This is a genomic window from Spirosoma aureum (genome assembly GCF_011604685.1).
GTDB classification, from domain to species: Bacteria; Bacteroidota; Bacteroidia; order Cytophagales; family Spirosomataceae; genus Spirosoma; species Spirosoma aureum.
On sequence record NZ_CP050063.1, the window covers coordinates 2962702 to 2981938 of the forward strand.

The following is a 19237-nucleotide window of genomic DNA, read 5'->3' on the forward strand; positions in this document are numbered from 1 at the left end:
TAGCTCAAAAAATTTAGCTCACATAAACATATTTATTCAGGATTTCGAGTCTATGAACAAGGAGGAATTTATTAGAAATTTATACAATAATAAAGTTCATCTAACCAGAAATAGTATAATGATTCATCTCTGATATGTAACTATTATTTTTAAATTTTGTATTAATTATTTTGCGTGATTTTTTAACTATATCCGAAGATGCCAGTTTATAGAGATAGATACTAAAAAAACGCTTTTTGCTGCTTACTTAGCTAAAGGGCTTTCTGCTGAATGGTAGGTAGTTACAAGTGCTTTTTTAGATGTGGCTCAATCTAAGGTTTTGTCATATATAATAAAGTTGGCATAATCATTTATATTTGCCCATGTTGGTACAATTACCTACTAATCAGTATGTTGCACACCAAAAGGTTAGTGTGATCCTTTCCCATGAACGATAATACCCATACTCAAATCCTATCTGACGTCTCGCATCCGGTTCTGAAAAAAACATTGGATATTATTTGCGGCAAATGGCGCCTTTACATTATTTTCCAATTAAGTGAACAGGATCGACGATATGGTGAATTGCGCCGAATGGTACCTGATGTCAGCGAAAAAGTATTGATCCAGGAGTTGAAAGCTTTAGTAGCACTAGGGGTGCTACAGAAAAAATCGTATAACGAAGTCCCTCCACGTGTTGAATACGGCCTTACCGAAAAAGCACGGGAAATACTACCTATTTTACAACAGATAATGGTCATTGGAAAAACGTTTCTTGTGCCATAGTTGTAAGGACGTAACTATTTTTGGCTTCGTATCGTTATTCGATCTGAATCGCTGGGTACGAAGAATACATGAAACTTTTGATTAGCAGTTTTTTTGCGGGTGTGTTATGGTTGCTGAGGCCAGACGTTGCTCCTCTTCAGAGCAGCATTTATCGCCAGGCAACCACTGCTACAACTGTTCTGTATGAAACCTCATTACGATTTAACATTTATACATTCACCATTACGGCAACTGATAGTGGTGCCGTTCGTGATCTGGCCGTAAAGGCGTATCGGGGCACTTTATTGCTCACCAATTTCCATACCCGCGTCGATGGAGCCGTTACTGGTGCTGAAGTCGCCGATCTGGATAACAACCGATTTCCTGAGCTGTATGTCTACAGCACCAGCGATGGAAGCGGGTCATTTGGACGAGTTTATGGCTGGCAGTTCTTACCCGAACGAATGGCTCCTATTCAGACTCCAAACTGGTTAAAAGGCTTTGAAGGCTATATGGGACATGACAGTCTGTGGGTCGAGCGGGACGTTCTGTGCCGGAAATTCCCGATTTACAACTCGGGGGATGCCAATGCTGAACCAACCGGCGGAGTAAAGATGCAAAGATACCGGTTGCGGCCCAGTGGGCAATCCTTTACGCTTATTCCAGATCAGCCAACCGACCAATCGGCAGGCAGATAGTTCACACGTTCCCGGGAAAAAAGAGAACGCAGCCATACGGTTGCGTTCTCTTTTTTCCCGGGAACTTCTTTTCCTAAAATAATCGAATGCCAAGTGATAAAGTGGCAATACCCAGATAACCGGTAATATCTTTGTTTTTGTAGATTCCGCCCACGGGTACCGCATACCGGGCGTCGAGATCCAAGCGATTGAAGAATGTATACCCGACGCCAATTTCGGCCGCGTATGTAAATGATTTAACCTCAAGAATACTTTCCGTAGGGCTTTGTGGGTTCGGATTTTTTAAATCAGATGTCGTTTCCGGCGTTGGGATACTAAGCGACAAAATTGTTGCTGTCGATGTTCGCTTAGCCTGGGCTTTGGTTGTAAACAGCAGATTTGGCCCAATGAATGCCCGTAATTTACCACCCGCCCATTTTTTGCCAAGTAAGATTGGAATATTGACGGATTCAAGTACTGATTCCGAAACGGTATTGATGCTGGCGGGAGTTGAAGCCGGTATTTGTGCAGGAAGCGTTTGGCCAGCCAGAACGGCAGCAACGGCTGCGGGTACTGTGAAGTCCGTTTTCTGATTGAGAACGAACCTATTGTAGTCAACTTCAACCTGTATAAAGAATTTGTTGAAGTTCTGGCGACCCCAAAGTCCGAACGAATAGCCATAGCCAACCCCGTTATTCTGATTATTCAACTGAGGAATGGCAAGAGAAGCGGAAAGGGGAACTGACGGGATTGTTGTGTGACCATGTGTGAATGTGGCACCTCCTTTAAGGCCACCTTCAAAATTACCCTGAGCTAATGCAGTTACCGTACTTGTGAAGAACACCAGCGCAGCAAGTTTTAGTCGTTTCATGAATGAGTCAGCTAACTACCAATAGTAAAAAAATGAGAAATAATTGACGTTGAAGCGCGAAAATAAGCGTTCCTGCATCTAAAACGGGCTTTATTATCGAATTGTTATTAGCCTTTCTTGATAATAGAGTAAACATTAACAGGGTAGGATGGTTGTTTGAAATAGATTTATTGGCTTATTTGCCGACCGTTAAATTGATGTTTCACTATAAACCACGCTAAACGAATGGGTCTCTTATCGTTTTTCAAAGGAGTTGGAGAAAAGATCTTCCATAAGGAGCAAACGGCCCCCCCCGCTGATCCGGTACAAGCAGAAAAGGTCGAACCAGTACGTGCCCAGGCATTGCTTGATCATGTCAAACAATTGGGATTGTCGTATAACAGTCTGACTGTTAAAACGAAAGGTGATACTGTTACGCTGACAGGTTCTGTTAAGTCGCAGGAAGACTCAGAAAAGATCGCTTTAGCTGTTGGTAATGTAGAAGGTGTTAGCGCAGTGGATAACCAACTGGATGTGGCCGAGCCGACTCCAGAAGGGAAATATTACACGGTGAAATCGGGAGATTCATTGTCAAAAATCGCCAAGGAAGTTTATGGTGATCCAATGAAATACGGCGTTATTTTCGAGGCTAACAAGCCAATGCTGAAAGATCCGGATCTGATCTATCCTGATCAGGTATTGCGTATTCCTACGTTGTAATTGTATTGAAATTTTTGAGGGCTGTGTGATTATGCAGATAATCACACAGCCCTTTTTCGTTTGTAGAGCATTGAATAAGCTTTCCGAACATTCGTACGAATGGACCAGTTCTAGTAGTCTCAACTGACTGGAAAACATATGGCTATTCATTTATTATCCTACCTGAAAGAACAGTTCACGCCGGGCGTGATCGATCAGCTCAGTGGCGATCTTGGCGAGACCCCCGCCGGCACTCTTAAAGCTGTTACGGGTTCGTTACCCACTTTGCTGGGCGCTTTAACCCGGCGGATTCAGTCAAGCGGAGGGGCTATGTCAATTATTAGTTTTCTGGAAAAAGGTGATTACAGTGATACGCCCCTCGATGTGGGGCAGGTGACCGATTCGCAGCCGAAAACTGCCGACACATCTGCCGCTGGACGTGCTTTTCTGGATGCGGTTTTTGAGGATAAACTCACCCGAACCACCGGCCTGATCAGTACATACAGTGGTGTGAAACCAGAGTCGTCGCTGATAATTCTGGAATTAGCTGGCTCGGTACTAATGGGTGTTCTGGGAAGACAGGAACAGGAAAAAGGCCTGACTGCCAACAGCCTTACCACATTGTTACAGGGACAGGCTTCCGATTTCAGAACGGCGCTGCCTAGCGGTTTGGATGCCGTTGGAAGTTTGCTTGGGTTTAACGAACTGGAAACAACATCAGGACCAACAACCGAGGTGCAGGGTGAAGATAATTTCAGCGGTACGGTTCTGAATCCTAATATTCCGAAAAGTGCTGAAGGCGACCGGCGACGTGAAAATGTTAGCTGGTTGCGCTGGGTTATGTTTGCTATTGCCGCTTTGGTTCTGGCCTTACTCGTGCAAAAGTGCCGCGAAAACCAAAACGGTGTCGATGGTGTCAGTACTGACTCAACCAGTCGGGTCGAATCAAATGCTGTAGAAGATACGTCGGCAGCAACAAAGCAAAGTATAAAGGAAGCCCACGGTCAGGTTGATGATTCAACCGCTTCTGGCCCATTAGGGAGCCGTGATTCAGCTCAGTCCCGTCCATAAACAAAGGCTATGACGTTAGAGTAGGAGACAGCCCTGACTGTAATAGCAAACAGACTAACCGCTATCATGTCTCTACTATAAACACAAGCCTGAATGCACCCATTCAGGCCCCTCCCGATAGTGCCGATGCTCGGCGAGCAGTTGTCCCTGCCGAAATTAAAGTGAAAGCGAAGAAATAACCCCGGAAGTCGGTGAGTCAATCCCTATATGACCTATATTGCCGTCTGATTGACTTACCGACTTCATTATGTTTGTTGACGCCATTGAGCGCATTGATCTCTTTACCCGACCTCTTCATTCCATTGTTCGGCTATATGGCCACAACGAAATTGTACCGGGCAGTGCTACCCTGTTTTTTGTGAACGAACAAGGCTGTGCGATTACTTGTAAGCATGTTGCCGAACTGGTTGCCAAAGCCGACGCCATTTATCATAATTATCGCGATTTTCAGGGGGCACGCCGGGACGTTCTGCGCGAAAAAGACGCAGCACAGCGAATTAGCCAGCTGGAAGTAAAATTTAAACTCCAGTCTGAAACGATTATTCGGGTCCGTAATAGTTTTGTGGGGTGCGTTGATCAGTATAAAGAGCTGACCATTGATATGCACCCTACACAAGATCTGGCTCTTCTACGGTTTAAGGGGTACAATCGATTGCTATACGGTTCCTATGCCACGTTTCTGGGTGATAGCAACCGGGTAAAACCTGGCCGGAGCCTTTGCCGCCTGGGCTACCCATTTCCTGAGTTTACGAATTTCCGCTATAATGCATCCGTTGATGATATCGAATGGACGGCCGATGGTCGCGTAACATCCCCCCGTTTTCCAATTGATGGTATTGTGACCCGATTACTGAGCGAAAACGGTGGTATAACCGGTATCGAGCTAAGTACTCCGGGCCTTAGAGGGCAAAGTGGGGGACCTTTATTTGACACCAATGGCCTGATCTATGGCATGCAGTCAGCGACTCGCCACCTCCATCTCGGATTTGACATCGAAGACCGTGAAGTATTGGTCAATGGACGTAAAAGCCGCGTGTCGAACTATCCATTTCTGAATGTTGGGCAATGCGTTCACGTTGATGTGATCAAGGCATTTTTACGGGAGCGTGGCGTGAAGTATTACGAAGGATAGCCGGGTCTGCCCATACGGCGTTTCGTCATTGTTTAGTGAAACAATATCCTTAACTGTTTAATGAATTGGCCGGGCCGGTTCTGTGGCAATCAGTTGGCCGTCGTTGCCAAATACAGCCACAACGGGCTTGCCGTGCTGCGTGAAATGAGCAAATGAATAGTCGGCGTTTTCGGTCCAGTTAATGGCTGAAACATTACCGAATTTTTTGACAAATGCCTGCTCGACTGTTGCGTTGGGTTTATCGGCCGATGAGCAGCTCACGAGCCAGCCACCGATCAGGAGGCTGACAACCCACTTTTTGATTGCATTCATAACGAAACCTTTTTTATTAAATTCTTGTGTATTTCAATGCATCAAAAGTGGCAAAATGGTCTTAAATGGCTTTTAAAATGATGTTAAAAGGCTCTTAAAGTGAGTTGATTAGTTGCACTTTTCAGGCGGATGGATTAGCCATTTTAGGGGAATAATGGACCGAGTGTTATTTCAATTCCTCGAAAACTCTCGATAGCTTTCAGCAGTTAACAGGTTGGATGTCACTAATTCGCATTCACTACAGAAACATGTTAAAACGCAGAGGTTCGGCCGTTTGGAAAGGTGGCCTACAGGACGGTTCTGGTATTATTTCGTCCTTTAGTGGTGTGCTGAATAACACGCCGTATTCGTTTAAAACCCGGCTCGTCAGCGAAGATGGTAAAGCCGGTACTAATCCTGAAGAACTACTGGCCTCAGCCCATGCCGGTTGTTATGGTATGGCCGTCAGTGCAGTGCTTGGGCAGGCTGGTTTCACCGCTGACGAACTGAGCGTTAATGCGACACTGACCTTAGAAACCGATGGCGCTCCCAAAATAACGGCTGTCGACTTACAGATTACGGGTAAAGTGCCCGGCATTTCGCAGGAGCAATTCGAGGAAATCGCGTCGAGTGCATCCAAAACGTGTATCATTTCGCAGGCTCTGAATCCCAATATTAACGTAACGAAAGTTGCAACGCTCATAGCATAATGGCAAAAGTACTTTCAGTTGTCGGTGTCGGACCTGGCATTAGTCTGGCGGTGGCACATCGGTTTGCGCGCGAGGGTTTTGCCGTCGCCCTGATCTCACGTGATCTGGCAAAGGTTGAAGGCTACGTTAACGATCTAAAAGCCGCTGGTATTGAAGCGGGTGCTTTTGAGTATGACTCTGCTGATTCGGCCTCCCTCGAAACAGCCCTGAAACAGGTTGAAAAGCAGCTTGGCCCAACCACTGTGCTTCACTATAATGCGGCTTCGCTCCATAAAGGAAGCCTTGAGCAGGAAACGGCGGATTCACTCGTTGCCGATTTTCGGGTTAATACGGCCAATATTGTTTTGGCTGTCAATACGGTGCGTGGAAAAATGGTGCCGGGTGAGGGGGGCATTCTGTTAACAGGTGGGGGACTGGCTTACATGAATGCAACAGATTACCTGTCACTGACATTAGGCAAGGCAGCAACTGTAACGCTGGCAAACCTGTTAAATAAAACATTGAAACCTGCGGGCATATTCGTAGGCACTATAACCGTCAGCGGAACTGTGCGGCCTACAGCTGAGAAACACACGCCCGATAATATTGCTGAAGAATTCTGGAAACTGTATTCGGATCGCAGTACGGTGGAAGTGCGGTTCTAATCGGTTCGTGACCGAACAACCAAGTGTTGGCTGTATCTTTGAGCGGCCAACACTTTTTTTATGTCCGAATTAACAACGCTGACCTCCAGGCAAACGTCCCTTACGACCGACGCGCTTGCGTTGCTGAAACGTCTCATTGCAACGCAGTCGTTTAGTCGCGAAGAGGATCGAACGGCGGTTTTGATTGACGATTTTTTAAGCGAAAAAGAGATTCCATTTGAGCGGCTAAAGAATAACATCTGGGCAAAAAACCGCCATTTCGACGCACAGAAACCCACTGTATTGCTTAACTCGCATCACGATACGGTTAAGCCCAATAAATCCTGGACGCTTGATCCGTTTGAGCCACTGGAACGCGACGGCAAACTGTATGGTCTTGGTTCTAACGATGCGGGTGGGTGTCTGGTTTCGCTCTTGGCCACGTTCGCCTATTTTTACGATCGGGCCGACATGGCTTATAATCTGATTATAGCTGCTTCGGCTGAAGAAGAAATATCGGGTCGCGATGGGTTGGAATTGCTGCTCCCTGAACTACCTCCAATTGATTTTGCCATTGTAGGCGAACCGACCGAAATGCAGTTGGCCGTTGCCGAAAAAGGCTTGCTCGTGATCGATTGCATCGCCCATGGTATCAGTGGCCATGCTGCCCGAGACGAAGGCGACAACGCTATTTACAAAGCAATCAAGGATATAAACTGGCTCACAACCTACCAGTTTCCGAAGGTGTCGCCAACGCTGGGGCCGGTTAAACTATCCGTCACGATCATTAATGCCGGTACTCAGCACAACGTTGTCCCCGATACATGCACGTTTACGATCGATGTACGCGTTACGGAGCAATACACGCTGGAGGAGGTTATTGAAACGATACAGGCAAACATCGAGTCGGAAGTCAAACCACGCTCCATTCGGTTGAAACCGTCGAGCATTCCGATCGATCATCCGATCGTAAAGGCAGGCATTGCATTGGGTCGACATACGTATGGCTCACCCACCACCTCCGATCAGGCTGTACTGAACTGTTTTTCACTGAAATGCGGTCCTGGTCATTCGGGGCGCTCGCACTCGGCCGATGAATTTATCTATCTTCGGGAAATTATCGAAGGAGTGGATGGATACATTCGGATGCTTGAGCAGGTGTTGTAAGACTGTTTTCCGGAAGGTGCTACGGCCGTATCACCTTTTTGTGAAAAAATCAGGAATATTTTTAATCAAATCGATAGATTAGACTAAGGGTAAGCCTTCTTGTTCGTGTCACTCTGGTATCTGACCGCCTAACCGATGACTGAATCTGAAGGCCAACCTCTATCTAATCAAGGCAATTTCCCGCGTCCGTTCCAGACACCTGACCGTGTTACGTCGATCGTGGATAACGAACATATTGTCCGATCTGCCTTTACCAACTCGCCCCAGAAGGGGTTCGAGGCTTTATTCCGGCTTTATTATCTGCCCCTTTGCAGCCACGCGGTACGCTTTGTTTATACCCGTGAAGTCGCCGAAGACATTGTCGGCGAAGTGTTTTACCAGCTTTGGAAAACGGGTAGTTATGCGACGATTCAGCACACCTACCGAACATATCTCTATGCAGCCGTTCGGCATCGGGCTTATAACTACCTCCGCGACGAACTAACGGGTAATCGAACGCCAGCATCGCTCGACGACATAGACGAAACAAGCCTGGACGAAACGCCCCAAACGCTCATTGAATACGATGAGACATTCCAGCGGGTAGAAAAAGTAATTCACGAACTGCCTCCGCAATGCCAGCGAATATTCCTGATGAGCCGCTTCGAGAATCGCAAAAATCAGGAAATCGCCGACGAACTGGGCCTGGCGCTCAAAACCGTTGAAGCGCATATGGCTCGCGCCCTTCAGCAATTGCGTCGCGTGTTTCTACCGATTGGTCTGTTTCTTTTTCTCCCATTTCACTAAGGGTAACGCTATTCGCTTGTGTCAAAATAAGCAAACGTCTGTTCATGGAAGACATCGTCAACAAAGCGGTTCTGTTCGACTATTTTTCGGGTCGGGTGAGTCCGTTACAGAAGAAGTCAGTGGAGAGCTGGCTATCCGTCTCAGGTAATCTGGAGCTCTATTATCAGTGGCTCCATGAGTGGGAACTGAACCGATTACAAACCAATGCCAACTGGCAGCATGCCTACGAAAGAACGTCGATGCGTATCACCGACACATCGGCTGTAGATCAGCAGGAAAATGAGCAACCACCAGCCAACTGGCGATCTGGACGCGCGATGCAGTGGATAAACCACGTCTGGTTAGCGGCTGCCTCTATAATGCTAATAATAGGCCTGGCAGGCTGGCTGTTTCGTGATGTGCTGCTGTATCAGACCATTCGCACAGGGTTTGGTGAAACAAAAAGCGTAGCCTTACCCGACGGTTCGGTCGTAACGCTAAATGCGAATTCATCACTCCGTTTCCCGCGATGGTTTGACACGCCGATTGGCTTCGGCAAGTTGACGATCATGACCGATGATTCACATCAGAATCAGCGAACGGTGGAATTGACCGGAGAGGCCGATTTCTCGGTCCGGCATCTGCCGAATCACCAGCGGTTTGTGGTTGTGACACCTAAAGGGCTGAATGTGATCGTATTGGGAACGCAGTTTACGGTCTTCAGCCGCGAACGGGCTACGCGGGTCGCGTTACGCTCAGGCCGGGTTCAGCTAACGACACAGCAAAAAAACGAACCCCCGCTCATCATGCGCCCCGGCGATCTGGTAACGCTTAACCGACAGGGAAGACTGGCACTGACCCGAATTACGCATCCGGAAGCAATGGCTTCCTGGAAAGACCATCGGTTTGTATTCGAGCAGACACCCCTACGCGAGATTGCCGATATGCTCCACGAGAACTATGGCCTGGCCGTAACCATCGAAAATTCGGAGCTGGCTGGACGGACTATTTCAGGCTCATTTACTGCCCGAAACGCGAATGAAGTGTTGCAACTGATCGCGCAATTACTACAAATAAATTATATCCGCGAGAATAACCGTGTCTCGTTCACTGATTGACTCCTAACCACAAAAACCAATCACTTAAATGATGTACTCTGTACGCGTATTCCGTGCCTTACTGATCAGTTTGCTGCTGGCAGGAGGCCGTCCCGGACTGGCACAATTTGTGGCAACGGCCAAAGCTTTTCCTAGAACGACCCATCAGGTCGAACGCCCTCAGACCCAACAGCTGCGAGAGGTGTTGAATCAGTTTAAAATTCGTTATCAGGTTGATATTCTGTTTGAAGATCGGCTGGTAAGCGACCAACTGGTCAATCCCGGCGTAATTGATCTGTCGGCTTCGCTGGAAAAAAACCTGACGAAACTGTTAAAGCCACAGGGGCTTCGCTTCTCGAAAGTAAAAACCGGCGTCTATGTCGTACTGGAAGAGAATAAATCCAGAAAACAGACATCGATGGCGGACATCAATACGTTGCCAACGGCTGTGGCAGCGTCTAACGAACAACCGCAGTCAGTGCAGTTGGGGCAGTTCCAGCCCAAAGAATTGACACTAACTACTGTTGATCAGACAATAAACGGGCGGGTTACCGACGGCACGACAAGTAATGGCCTGCCCGGAGTGAGTGTGGTTGTGAAGGGAACAAGCCGGGGTACCACAACCGATGGCGAAGGAAATTACCGGGTTAATGTACCAGATCAGAATACCGGCAGTAATTTGACACTCGTTTTTTCCTTCATTGGTTACGCCACGCAGGAAGTAGTTGTCGGGAATCGGAGTTCGGTGAATGTAGCCTTGGTCAGCGACGACAAAACCCTGAATGAGGTTGTGGTTGTGGGTTATGGTACCCAAAATCGGCGTGAGTTAACCGGTTCTGTAGCTTCGCTTCAAACACAAACCATTAAAGATCAGCCCGTAACGAACGTAGTTGAAGGGCTTACTGGTCGAATGCCGGGTGTTTTGGTTCAGCAGAATACAGGAGCTCCGGGTAACGCACCTTCCATAAAAGTGCGTGGGTTAGGGTCAATTAGCGCGGGTAATGGGCCGCTGGTGGTCGTCGATGGACAGCCACTGAATTCGGGTGGACTAACCAATGCCGGTGGTCTAAACCAACTGAATCCGAATGATATTGAGAAGATCGACGTGCTCAAAGATGCGTCGGCAACAGCTATTTATGGGTCGCGCGGATCAAATGGCGTAGTAATGGTCACGACCAAACGGGGGAAATCGGGGCAAAGCCGGATCAATTTCGATTACTATACCGGTACGCAGCAGGTGAGCAAGAAAATGGATATGCTCAATGCACAGCAGTTTGCGGAGTATTCAAAAGAAGCCTTCAATACGGCTTATCTGGAGCGCGTTCCGGGCGCAAAAATTACCGATCCGAACAGTGCCCGCCCCGCCCTGCTACGCTATCGGTATCCAAGGGGTGAATTTCCGGGCGCGAATTTCGACGATCCGACCAGCTTAACGTCCTACGATTATCAGGATATGATTTTCCGGAAAGCGCCCATCAGCAACTACCAGTTGTCGGCATCGGGAGGTACTGAAAAAGTACAGTATTTTATCTCCGGAAATTACCTGAAACAGGATGGGATCATTAAAAAGTCGGGAATTGACCGTTATACGGTTCGTTCGAACATTGATGCACAACTCTCTTCCAAACTTAAAGTTGGCTTGAGTTTCAGTCCCTCGTTCATGGCCGAAAATCGGGTCAACTCCGATGGTCACTGGGCCAGCAATGGGGTTATCAACGCGGCCCTTTCGCTACCACCGTTTATGCCCATCTATCAGGCAAACGGCATAACCTACAACTCTCAGGCATTCTACGCGGCCCCCTACGACTGGCCCGGCATTACCAATCCGGTTGCCAATATCACCGAGGTCGATAACCGCGTAACGCAGCTTCGGTTGCTGGGTAACGCATATGCTGAACTATCGATCTGGAAAACACTCCGCTACCGGGGAACCATTGGGGGCGATCTGAACTACCTTCGCCAGAATCAGTATCAGACATCGGCAATACCCCTGAACCAGTTGCTGCCGCCAAACGTAAGCACCGGTTCGGCCTATACCAATCAGAACATCAACTGGGTCACAAACCATACGCTGAGCTACACGCTCGATCTGGGAACAACCCACCATCTGGATGCCCTGGTTGGTCTGGAGTCGCAGCGCAACGATTATGAAGAGAGCCGAGTGAATGCCAATAACTTCCCCAATGATATTGTTCGCTCGGTCAATGCAGGTACCATAATAGGGGGAACTTCCTACCGGGATCAGTGGTCGCTGGCATCCTATTTTGCCCGCGTCACCTACAGCTACAAAGACCGGTATCTATTCAATGCCTCGGTTCGGAGGGATGGTTCATCGCGGTTTGGGCAAACCAGCCGTTTCGGTACGTTCCCATCGGCTTCTGTTGGCTGGCGGGTCATTGAAGAGCCGTTTATGAAAGCGGTGCCCCTGATTTCGGAACTGAAACTGCGGGCCAGCTATGGCTTATCGGGTAATAATGCGTTCCGGAACAACGACGGCTCTACGAACAACTACCCGGCCATTGGTGTGCTGAGTAAAGACAATTATGTATTGGGTAGTGCACTGGCAAACGGTCTGGCCACCAGCAGTATTGCCAATCCACAACTGAGCTGGGAAAAGAGTCGGCAGACGGATGTTGGCCTCGATCTGGGATTCTTTCAGAACCGCATTCTGTTGACGGTGGATTATTACAAACGCATCACTACCGATTTATTGCTCGAAGTTCAGGTGCCAACACTAACCGGTTTCTCAACGGCCGTTCGGAACATTGGGCAGGTTGAAAATAAGGGAATGGAGTTTGCCTTGTCGACCCGGAATATCAATGGATCGGGCGCGGGTGCCTTTACCTGGACAACGGATCTGAATATTTCCTTCAACCGGAACAAAGTGCTGGCACTCGGACCCACGGGTGATCCGATCCGGAGCGGCACCGGTGTGGGCGAAACCAATATCACCGTTATCGGTCAACCACTGGGGAGTTTCTTTGGTTACAGACAGTTGGGCATTTTCCGCGATCAGACCGATCTAGATAGTTATCCGCACTTTGCCGATAGCCGACCCGGTGATGTGAAATTTGAGGATGTGAACGGGGATAAAAAGATCGATGCAAATGACCGGACAACGATCGGCAATAACCAGCCTGATTTTATCTACGGTATCACCAACTCATTGTCATTCAAAGGATTCGATCTGAATATTGTTGCGCAGGGCGTTCAGGGCGGTCAGATTCTGAACCTTTCCCGCCGATTCTACGAGAACCTGGAAGGGAATGCCAACGAGCTAACGACCGTACTAGGTCGCTGGCGTTCTCCGCAGGAACCTGGCGATGGTGTAACCCCACGGGCCAATACGCGCTCAACGGGTAACAACAACCAAGTGTCGAGCCGCTGGGTAGAAAGTGCGACCTATTTCCGGATTCGGAATATCACCCTGGGCTATAACGTGCCGCGGCCTTTCCTGCAAAAAATTAAAGTACAGTCGTTGCGGGTCTATGCTGGTGTGCAGAACGCCCTTACTGTTTCGAAATACCTGGCCTACAATCCGGAAGTGAGCGGCTACGAAGGGCCACTGACGGGCGGTGTCGATTACGGATCGTATCCGTTGGCGCGTACCTATACCATTGGCTTAAACCTGGGCTTTTAATCCTTCTTCCTGATCATCATGAAAACAAAATATATCCTTGCTGGTCTGCTAATGCTAAGCCTGACAGCCTGCAAAGAGCAGTTTCTGGATCTGTCACCGGTTTCTGCGGTTGGTACCTCTACTTTTTTCAAGACCCAGTCCGACGTGCTAACAGCCCTGAACGGCGCTTATGGAGCGTTGCAGTTCAACGGGCAGTATGGGCAACTGTATGTCGTTTCGGAGATCCCATCCGACGACACCAGCCCGGTTTTGTCGGGATCAGTAACAGACCAGGATGAGTTTGATAAATTCTACGTCCGGACGACAAACCCCTACACCCTGGCCCGCTGGAATGATGGCTATAAGGGTATTTATCGGGCTAACGCCGTGATCGAACGGATCGGCGGGGTTACGATGGACGAAACACTCAAAAAACGCATTGTTGGTGAAGCCAAATTTTTGCGGGCGCTGATGTATTTCAACCTCGTACGCGTTTTTGGTGATGTTCCGCTGGTGTTGACCGAGATTACAGATCCCCTACAAGGTTACGAATATGGCCGGACTCCGGTTGCTGATGTATACACCCAGATCATCAAAGATTTGAGCGATGCCGAAGCGGTTCTCTCGGTTAGCTATACCGGAGCCGATGTGGGCCGCGCCACCGCGGGAGCCGCCAAGAGCTTGCTGGGCAAAGTATATCTGACTCAAAAGCGGTATGCTGATGCGGTTACCAAACTGAAGGAAGTGATTGATAAGGCTACCTATTCCCTGTTGCCTAACTATGCCGATCTGTTTAAAGCGGCCAATAAAAACAGCAAAGAGTCGGTATTTGAAGTACAATACAAGAAAGGGAATATTGGCGAAGGAAGCCCCTTTGCTAACTCGTATGCGCCCGAAAATTCGGGTAATGCCGTGATTACGTTTGGCGGAGGAGGCAATAATCACCCAACCCCCGATCTGGATAATAGCTACGAAACCGGCGATCCCCGCCGGAATGTCTCGATGGCCAGTAGCTACGTGAACACGAGCGGGGTTAAGATCGATTACTATTACATCAAAAAATACGCTGATCCACCGGTTGTTAACGGTGATTCAGACGATAACTGGTATGTGCTGCGCTATGCCGATGTGTTGCTGATGTATGCCGAAGCGCTGAACGAAACCAGTAAAACTGCCGAGGCATTACCCTATCTGAATCAGGTACGGAAGCGGGTTGGGCTGGCCGACAAAGCCATTACCGCCCAGGCCGATCTGCGACTGGCTATCGAGCAGGAACGACGGGTCGAACTGGCCTTTGAAGGGCATCGTTGGTTCGATATCGTTCGTACAGGAAGAGCATTGCCGATCCTACAGGCTAAAGCAACGTCGATTGGTATCAAAACGGCTTTGACGGAGAATAATCTGGTATTCCCAATTCCCCAAAGTCAGATCGATATAAACCCGACCAAGATCAAGCAAAACCCTGGTTATTAGCCCCTGAATAGGTCGGGAGGAGGTAACGACTGCCATAACTTAACCGTCATGGCAGTCGTTGCTTTATCTCGCCGGGCGTGTTGCCGGATGAGTAGTCTCTGCCCCAACTTATTCTTTCTCGGAGAAACAGACGATTGAAAATGGATAATTTGCCGAGCTTTAAACGATTATTGATTGCAGTTCTGAGTGTAACTCTACTCGTTGGAACGGGATTTGCCAATGTGCCCAAAGAAAAAGGTCGAAAAGCCATCCCGATGCGCCGAAATGGGGTTCGTGATGAAGTTTTTTCTCCGAAATACATTAAAGATGTCCTCCTGAAAACAACGCAGTGGCAATTGCAGCATCCCAAGCACAGCCCAACTGACTGGACCAATGGGGCGTTCTATGCAGGTATTTTTGCCGCTTATGAAACCACAAAATCGCCACTGATTCTGGACTCATTGATGGCGATCGGTGAACGAAATCAGTGGCGTCCCGGCAAACGCTTCGATCATGCCGATGATATAGCGGTTTGTCAGATGTATATTGATTTGTACCGGCTTAAAAAAGATCGGCGAATGATTCAGCCGACGATCGATACGGTCCAGAAAATGCAAAAAGTGACAGGGCCCGAACTTGCCAAACATGGACAGACCTGGTGGTGGTGTGATGCCTTATTTATGGCTCCACCCGTTCTGGCAAAATTGAGTACGACGTTAAACGACCCTGCCTATAATACCTTCTCGGATTCGTTGTTCAAACAGACCTATACTCTTCTTTACAACCGGCAGGAGCATTTGTTTGCCCGCGACGCCAATTACTTGGTCGATGCAAACGGTGTTGGAAAGAAAGAAGCAAACGGTCAGAAAATTTTCTGGTCGAGGGGCAATGGCTGGGTTATGGGCGGTCTGGTGCGCGTTTTGGAGGAGCTTCCCGCCAAACACCCAAGCCGAGCTTTTTATCTGACCTTATATCGGCAGATGAGTGAACGCCTGCTGGCGCTTCAGCAAGCCGACGGATTGTGGCGAGCCAGTTTGCTGGACCCGGCCGCCTATCCGGGTGGCGAAGCGAGTGGTTCCGGTTTCGATTGCTATGCCCTTGCCTGGGGAATCAATCAGGGAATTCTGCCGAAGAAAACCTACCAGCCCGCTGTTGAAAAAGCATGGGTAGCGTTAACAAAGCTTGTTTCGCCCGAAGGCCGGGTAGGGTGGGTGCAGCCCATCGGTGGAGATCCCCGGCGTAATTTCAGCGAAGACAGTTGGGAGGTTTACGGTACGGGTGCTTTTCTGCTGGCCGGTTCACAAATTATCAAGTTAAAACCGTAGAGATGCCTTACGGAAGCGGCAAGGTATCACGTCTCTACAGAAATGGTTAGTATGACCTTGTTTAGCTTAAGCCAACATCATATGCGTAAAATTCTCTTCCTGTTTCTGCTGGCGGGACCACTCTTTGCCCAGACAAAACAGCCGGTCGATTATGTTAATCCGCTGATTGGTTCAGCACCCAGTCAGACACCAACTGCCAAGCGGCATAGCGAAGCGGGGAGTGAACTGAAAGGGCAGATTGCTCCTGCCATCGGGCGACCGCATGCCATGACAACCTGGACACCGCAGACACAGGCAACAGAAACAAAGTGCATTGCTCCCTACTATTACAACGATCCCAAAATCAACGGGTTTCGCGGAACCCACTGGCTCAATGGCAGTTGCGTTCAGGATTATGGTAGCGTCACGATTATGCCAGTTTCCGGAAAACTCGCGTTACGTCCGGCTGAACGAGGGTCGCACTTTGATCACAAAACCGAAACGGTTACTCCTGCTTATTACGATGTTCGGTTAACAGACTCGAATATTTGGGCAGAGTTGTCGGCGCATACGCGGGCGGGACTGTTGCAGTTTACGTTTGGTAAGGGTGGCGACAACGCTATTCTTGTTGAGCCGAACAGCGATGAAGGGGAAGGATATGTCGAAATTCATCCTGAACGGAACGAGATCGTAGGCTACAATCCGGCTCATCGAATCTATCAGGGTGCCGGGCAATCGGCAGGTTTTAGTGGCCATTTTGTAGTGCAGTTCGACCGGCCGCTCACCACCTTCGGGACCTGGACAAATTATGAACCATCGGCCGGGTCGAAACAGGCCAAAGGAGCCGGCAGAAAAGAGTCCATTGGCGCTTATGTTCGCTGGAATCTGAAACCGGGCGAAGTTGTTCGTGTTCGGGTTGGAACGTCGTTCGTGAGCGAGGACGGAGCACGAAAAAACCTGCAAACCGAACTGCCTGACTGGAATCTCGCCCGCGTTCGCCAGCAAACGGAGGCAGCCTGGAATGGCGAACTTGGCCGGATGCAGGCTACGGGGCGCGATACGGATAAGACCATGTTTTACACGGCTCTTTATCATGCGAATCTGACCCCCCGCATCTTCTCGGATAGCGACGGAGCCTATCCTGGTTTTGCGGATGATACGGCCATTCACAAGGCCAGCGGCTTCGACTATTATTGTGATTTTAGCCTTTGGGATACCTTTCGGGCCTGTCAGCCGCTGCAAAATCTGCTGAATCCGAAACGGTCGGGCGATATGATGCAATCACTGGTGAAAAAGGCCGAACAGGGCGGATGGATGCCTATTTTTCCATGCTGGAATAGCTATACTGCGGCCATGATCGGCGATCATGCACAATCGGCTATTGCCGATGCTTACAGCAAAGGAGTCAGGAATTTTGATGTAAAAGCGGCTTATAAGTACCTGCGTAAAAACGCGTTTGATGTAAACAGTGATCCCAAAAGCTACGAAGCCGGTAAAGGGCGACGAGCGTTGGCATCCTACCTTCAATACCAGTACATTCCGCTTGAAGATTCGGTCTGGCAGGCATTTCACAAGCGGGAACAGGTTTCGCGAACCCTCGAATATGCATACGATGACTTTTGCCTTGGCCAACTCGCGAAAGCGCTTGGTCAAACGAGCGATGCCACTACCCTGAATCAGCGTGCCCGAAACTACCGGAATGTACTGGATCCCGCGACGGGCTATGTACGTGGACGTTATGCAGATGGACAATGGATTGCCAAATTTGATCCATTTGCGTTGCGCGTATCGTTTATTACCGAAGGTTCGCCCGCTCAGTACACATTTTTTGTGCCGCAGGATGTGCAGGGAATTGCCAAACTCGTTGGCGGACGGGAGCGGTTCGTGGCCAAACTGGATACCCTGTTTAACGACGGGCGCTACTGGCATGGTAATGAACCGAATAACCAGATTTCGTACCTCTATGCCTTTGCTGGCGCTCCTTACAAAACACAGGCTCGCGTTCGTCAGCTTGTTCAGGACGAATACGATACGTCGCCGGGGGGGCTGAGCGGCAATGAAGATGGTGGACAAATGTCGGCTTGGCTGGTGTTTAGTATGGCGGGACTGTATCCGGTATGTCCCGGAACGCCGTATTACGTGCTGGGTAGCCCGACGCTTGATGCTGTAACGATCAGGCCGGGGGCTGGCAACGCTTCATTTACAATCAAAGCGCTGGCTAATTCTCCTCAAAATGTCTATATCCAATCGGCTACGCTGAATGGAAAGTCTTTTAGTCGTACTTATCTGACTCACAATGAGCTAGTGAAGGGTGGAGAGTTGATTCTTCAGATGGGCCCTTTACCGAATAAAAATTGGGGAAATAGGCCTGAAGATGCCATGCCATCGGTTTTGCCGGAATAACTGTTAAGGGTCTTATTGAGATCAGACTGGAGAAAATCGCCCGCTGAAACCACAACAAAACCCCTACAGTTGCCTATTCAGGATACGAACTACATTGTTTCTAAATCACTTTACCGTAAAATCGACTTTTGCATTCCCCCACACCAGCGACACCACACCCTTGGGGGAAATCGTGAAGGCCATTTTTTCGGCGAATTCTTTTGACTGTTTCACGGGTACATTGACCCGCAATATGTCTTCATCCTGTTTATAGGTGAAAGCGCCCCATTTGATGGTCTTGTTAATGATAATCGTCCATTCTTTTTCATTCGGAATGGTGAACAGCGCATAGCGGCCTTTGGCAAGTGGTTTACCTTCGAGCGTAACATTGTCCGAAAAGTCGATGGAAGTGGTTTCATTGGCACCCGTACGCCATACCTGCCCATAGGGAACGAGTTTCCCCCAGAGCTCCCGCCCTTTCACCGATGGCTGACTGTAGTTAATCGTGATGGTTTTACCACCGACTGTCGCTTTAGCCTGTGCAGGTGGACTGGGTCGTTTGGCCGGATCGTCCTGAGCGTTGATCGTTAATGTGGCCAGGAGGCAGGTCAGGGTGAGCAGAAGTTGCTTTGCGTTCATTTTGTTTATCTTTGT

Annotated in this window: 17 protein-coding genes; 14 read left to right on the top strand and 3 right to left on the bottom strand. The window is 48.9% G+C overall.

All coding sequences use genetic code 11. The annotated features are described in order from the left end of the window. Positions 1-426 precede the first annotated feature (426 nt). On the top strand, positions 427-765 hold the full coding sequence (locus G8759_RS11710; RefSeq protein ID WP_167208123.1) for a winged helix-turn-helix transcriptional regulator: 339 nt from the start codon (positions 427-429) through the stop codon (positions 763-765). A 68-nt stretch (positions 766-833) separates the two neighbouring features. Then, positions 834-1442 carry a hypothetical protein gene (locus G8759_RS11715; RefSeq protein ID WP_232074213.1) on the top strand — a complete coding sequence of 203 codons (609 nt, stop codon included), beginning with the start codon at positions 834-836 and terminating at the stop codon, positions 1440-1442. Between the two features lie 73 nt (positions 1443-1515). On the opposite strand, the gene G8759_RS11720 is transcribed toward G8759_RS11715, so the two are convergent. Continuing rightward, on the bottom strand, positions 1516-2292 hold the full coding sequence (locus tag G8759_RS11720; RefSeq protein ID WP_167208125.1) for an outer membrane beta-barrel protein: 777 nt from the start codon (positions 2290-2292) through the stop codon (positions 1516-1518). Positions 2293-2517: 225 nt separating this feature from the next. Between G8759_RS11720 and lysM the strand changes: the two genes are divergently transcribed. From lysM to G8759_RS11735, 3 genes are all read left to right on the top strand, one after another. After that, positions 2518-2991 carry a peptidoglycan-binding protein LysM gene (lysM, locus tag G8759_RS11725; protein WP_167208127.1) on the top strand — a complete coding sequence of 158 codons (474 nt, stop codon included), beginning with the start codon at positions 2518-2520 and terminating at the stop codon, positions 2989-2991. 138 nt (positions 2992-3129) lie between these two features. Continuing rightward, positions 3130-4041 carry a DUF937 domain-containing protein gene (locus tag G8759_RS11730; protein ID WP_167208129.1) on the top strand — a complete coding sequence of 304 codons (912 nt, stop codon included), beginning with the start codon at positions 3130-3132 and terminating at the stop codon, positions 4039-4041. 247 nt (positions 4042-4288) lie between these two features. Then, entirely contained in the window at positions 4289-5173 is an 885-nt protein-coding gene (locus G8759_RS11735) for a S1 family peptidase (protein ID WP_167208132.1), read from the top strand. Positions 5174-5230: 57 nt separating this feature from the next. On the opposite strand, the gene G8759_RS11740 is transcribed toward G8759_RS11735, so the two are convergent. Then, complete coding sequence (locus tag G8759_RS11740) at positions 5231-5485, bottom strand: hypothetical protein (RefSeq protein ID WP_167208134.1); 255 nt, start codon at positions 5483-5485, stop codon at positions 5231-5233. 248 nt (positions 5486-5733) lie between these two features. Between G8759_RS11740 and G8759_RS11745 the strand changes: the two genes are divergently transcribed. From G8759_RS11745 to G8759_RS11785, 9 genes are all read left to right on the top strand, one after another. Continuing rightward, a complete protein-coding gene (locus tag G8759_RS11745; RefSeq protein WP_167208136.1) occupies positions 5734-6174 on the top strand; it encodes an OsmC family peroxiredoxin in 441 nt (146 codons plus the stop codon). Then, complete coding sequence (locus G8759_RS11750; protein WP_167208138.1) at positions 6174-6818, top strand: SDR family NAD(P)-dependent oxidoreductase; 645 nt, start codon at positions 6174-6176, stop codon at positions 6816-6818. Before G8759_RS11745 ends, G8759_RS11750 begins: the two co-directional genes overlap by 1 nt. Before the next feature lie 60 nt (positions 6819-6878). Continuing rightward, entirely contained in the window at positions 6879-7964 is a 1086-nt protein-coding gene (locus tag G8759_RS11755) for a M20 family metallo-hydrolase (protein WP_167208140.1), read from the top strand. Positions 7965-8099: 135 nt separating this feature from the next. After that, positions 8100-8750, top strand: a complete 651-nt coding sequence (locus G8759_RS11760) for an RNA polymerase sigma-70 factor (RefSeq protein WP_167208142.1) — start codon at positions 8100-8102, stop codon at positions 8748-8750. A 44-nt stretch (positions 8751-8794) separates the two neighbouring features. Continuing rightward, positions 8795-9847, top strand: a complete 1053-nt coding sequence (locus G8759_RS11765; RefSeq protein ID WP_167208144.1) for a FecR family protein — start codon at positions 8795-8797, stop codon at positions 9845-9847. Between the two features lie 28 nt (positions 9848-9875). Continuing rightward, a complete protein-coding gene (locus G8759_RS11770; RefSeq protein WP_167208145.1) occupies positions 9876-13466 on the top strand; it encodes a SusC/RagA family TonB-linked outer membrane protein in 3591 nt (1196 codons plus the stop codon). Between the two features lie 18 nt (positions 13467-13484). After that, positions 13485-14918 carry a RagB/SusD family nutrient uptake outer membrane protein gene (locus G8759_RS11775; RefSeq protein ID WP_167208147.1) on the top strand — a complete coding sequence of 478 codons (1434 nt, stop codon included), beginning with the start codon at positions 13485-13487 and terminating at the stop codon, positions 14916-14918. Between the two features lie 140 nt (positions 14919-15058). Further along, positions 15059-16222 carry a glycoside hydrolase family 88/105 protein gene (locus G8759_RS11780; RefSeq protein WP_232074214.1) on the top strand — a complete coding sequence of 388 codons (1164 nt, stop codon included), beginning with the start codon at positions 15059-15061 and terminating at the stop codon, positions 16220-16222. 81 nt (positions 16223-16303) lie between these two features. Beyond that, positions 16304-18604 carry a GH92 family glycosyl hydrolase gene (locus G8759_RS11785; protein ID WP_167208149.1) on the top strand — a complete coding sequence of 767 codons (2301 nt, stop codon included), beginning with the start codon at positions 16304-16306 and terminating at the stop codon, positions 18602-18604. 105 nt (positions 18605-18709) lie between these two features. Here the strand turns inward: G8759_RS11785 and G8759_RS11790 are convergent, their stop codons facing one another. Then, a complete protein-coding gene (locus G8759_RS11790; protein ID WP_167208151.1) occupies positions 18710-19222 on the bottom strand; it encodes a DUF2911 domain-containing protein in 513 nt (170 codons plus the stop codon). Positions 19223-19237: the final 15 nt, after the last annotated feature.

What these genes read in the sequence shown, in the direction of transcription:
- G8759_RS11730 (WP_167208129.1), top strand. Translation starts at nt 3,130, where the DNA reads ATGGCTATTCATTTATTATCCTACCTGAAAGAACAGTTCACGCCGGGC.
- G8759_RS11780 (WP_232074214.1), top strand. Translation starts at nt 15,059, where the DNA reads ATGGATAATTTGCCGAGCTTTAAACGATTATTGATTGCAGTTCTGAGT.
- G8759_RS11790 (WP_167208151.1), bottom strand. Translation starts at nt 19,222, where the DNA reads ATGAACGCAAAGCAACTTCTGCTCACCCTGACCTGCCTCCTGGCCACA.
- G8759_RS11750 (WP_167208138.1), top strand. Translation starts at nt 6,174, where the DNA reads ATGGCAAAAGTACTTTCAGTTGTCGGTGTCGGACCTGGCATTAGTCTG.
- G8759_RS11785 (WP_167208149.1), top strand. Translation starts at nt 16,304, where the DNA reads ATGCGTAAAATTCTCTTCCTGTTTCTGCTGGCGGGACCACTCTTTGCC.
- G8759_RS11710 (WP_167208123.1), top strand. Translation starts at nt 427, where the DNA reads ATGAACGATAATACCCATACTCAAATCCTATCTGACGTCTCGCATCCG.
- G8759_RS11735 (WP_167208132.1), top strand. Translation starts at nt 4,289, where the DNA reads ATGTTTGTTGACGCCATTGAGCGCATTGATCTCTTTACCCGACCTCTT.
- G8759_RS11740 (WP_167208134.1), bottom strand. Translation starts at nt 5,485, where the DNA reads ATGAATGCAATCAAAAAGTGGGTTGTCAGCCTCCTGATCGGTGGCTGG.
- G8759_RS11755 (WP_167208140.1), top strand. Translation starts at nt 6,879, where the DNA reads ATGTCCGAATTAACAACGCTGACCTCCAGGCAAACGTCCCTTACGACC.
- lysM (WP_167208127.1), top strand. Translation starts at nt 2,518, where the DNA reads ATGGGTCTCTTATCGTTTTTCAAAGGAGTTGGAGAAAAGATCTTCCAT.
- G8759_RS11720 (WP_167208125.1), bottom strand. Translation starts at nt 2,292, where the DNA reads ATGAAACGACTAAAACTTGCTGCGCTGGTGTTCTTCACAAGTACGGTA.
- G8759_RS11760 (WP_167208142.1), top strand. Translation starts at nt 8,100, where the DNA reads ATGACTGAATCTGAAGGCCAACCTCTATCTAATCAAGGCAATTTCCCG.
- G8759_RS11775 (WP_167208147.1), top strand. Translation starts at nt 13,485, where the DNA reads ATGAAAACAAAATATATCCTTGCTGGTCTGCTAATGCTAAGCCTGACA.
- G8759_RS11765 (WP_167208144.1), top strand. Translation starts at nt 8,795, where the DNA reads ATGGAAGACATCGTCAACAAAGCGGTTCTGTTCGACTATTTTTCGGGT.
- G8759_RS11745 (WP_167208136.1), top strand. Translation starts at nt 5,734, where the DNA reads ATGTTAAAACGCAGAGGTTCGGCCGTTTGGAAAGGTGGCCTACAGGAC.
- G8759_RS11715 (WP_232074213.1), top strand. Translation starts at nt 834, where the DNA reads ATGAAACTTTTGATTAGCAGTTTTTTTGCGGGTGTGTTATGGTTGCTG.
- G8759_RS11770 (WP_167208145.1), top strand. Translation starts at nt 9,876, where the DNA reads ATGATGTACTCTGTACGCGTATTCCGTGCCTTACTGATCAGTTTGCTG.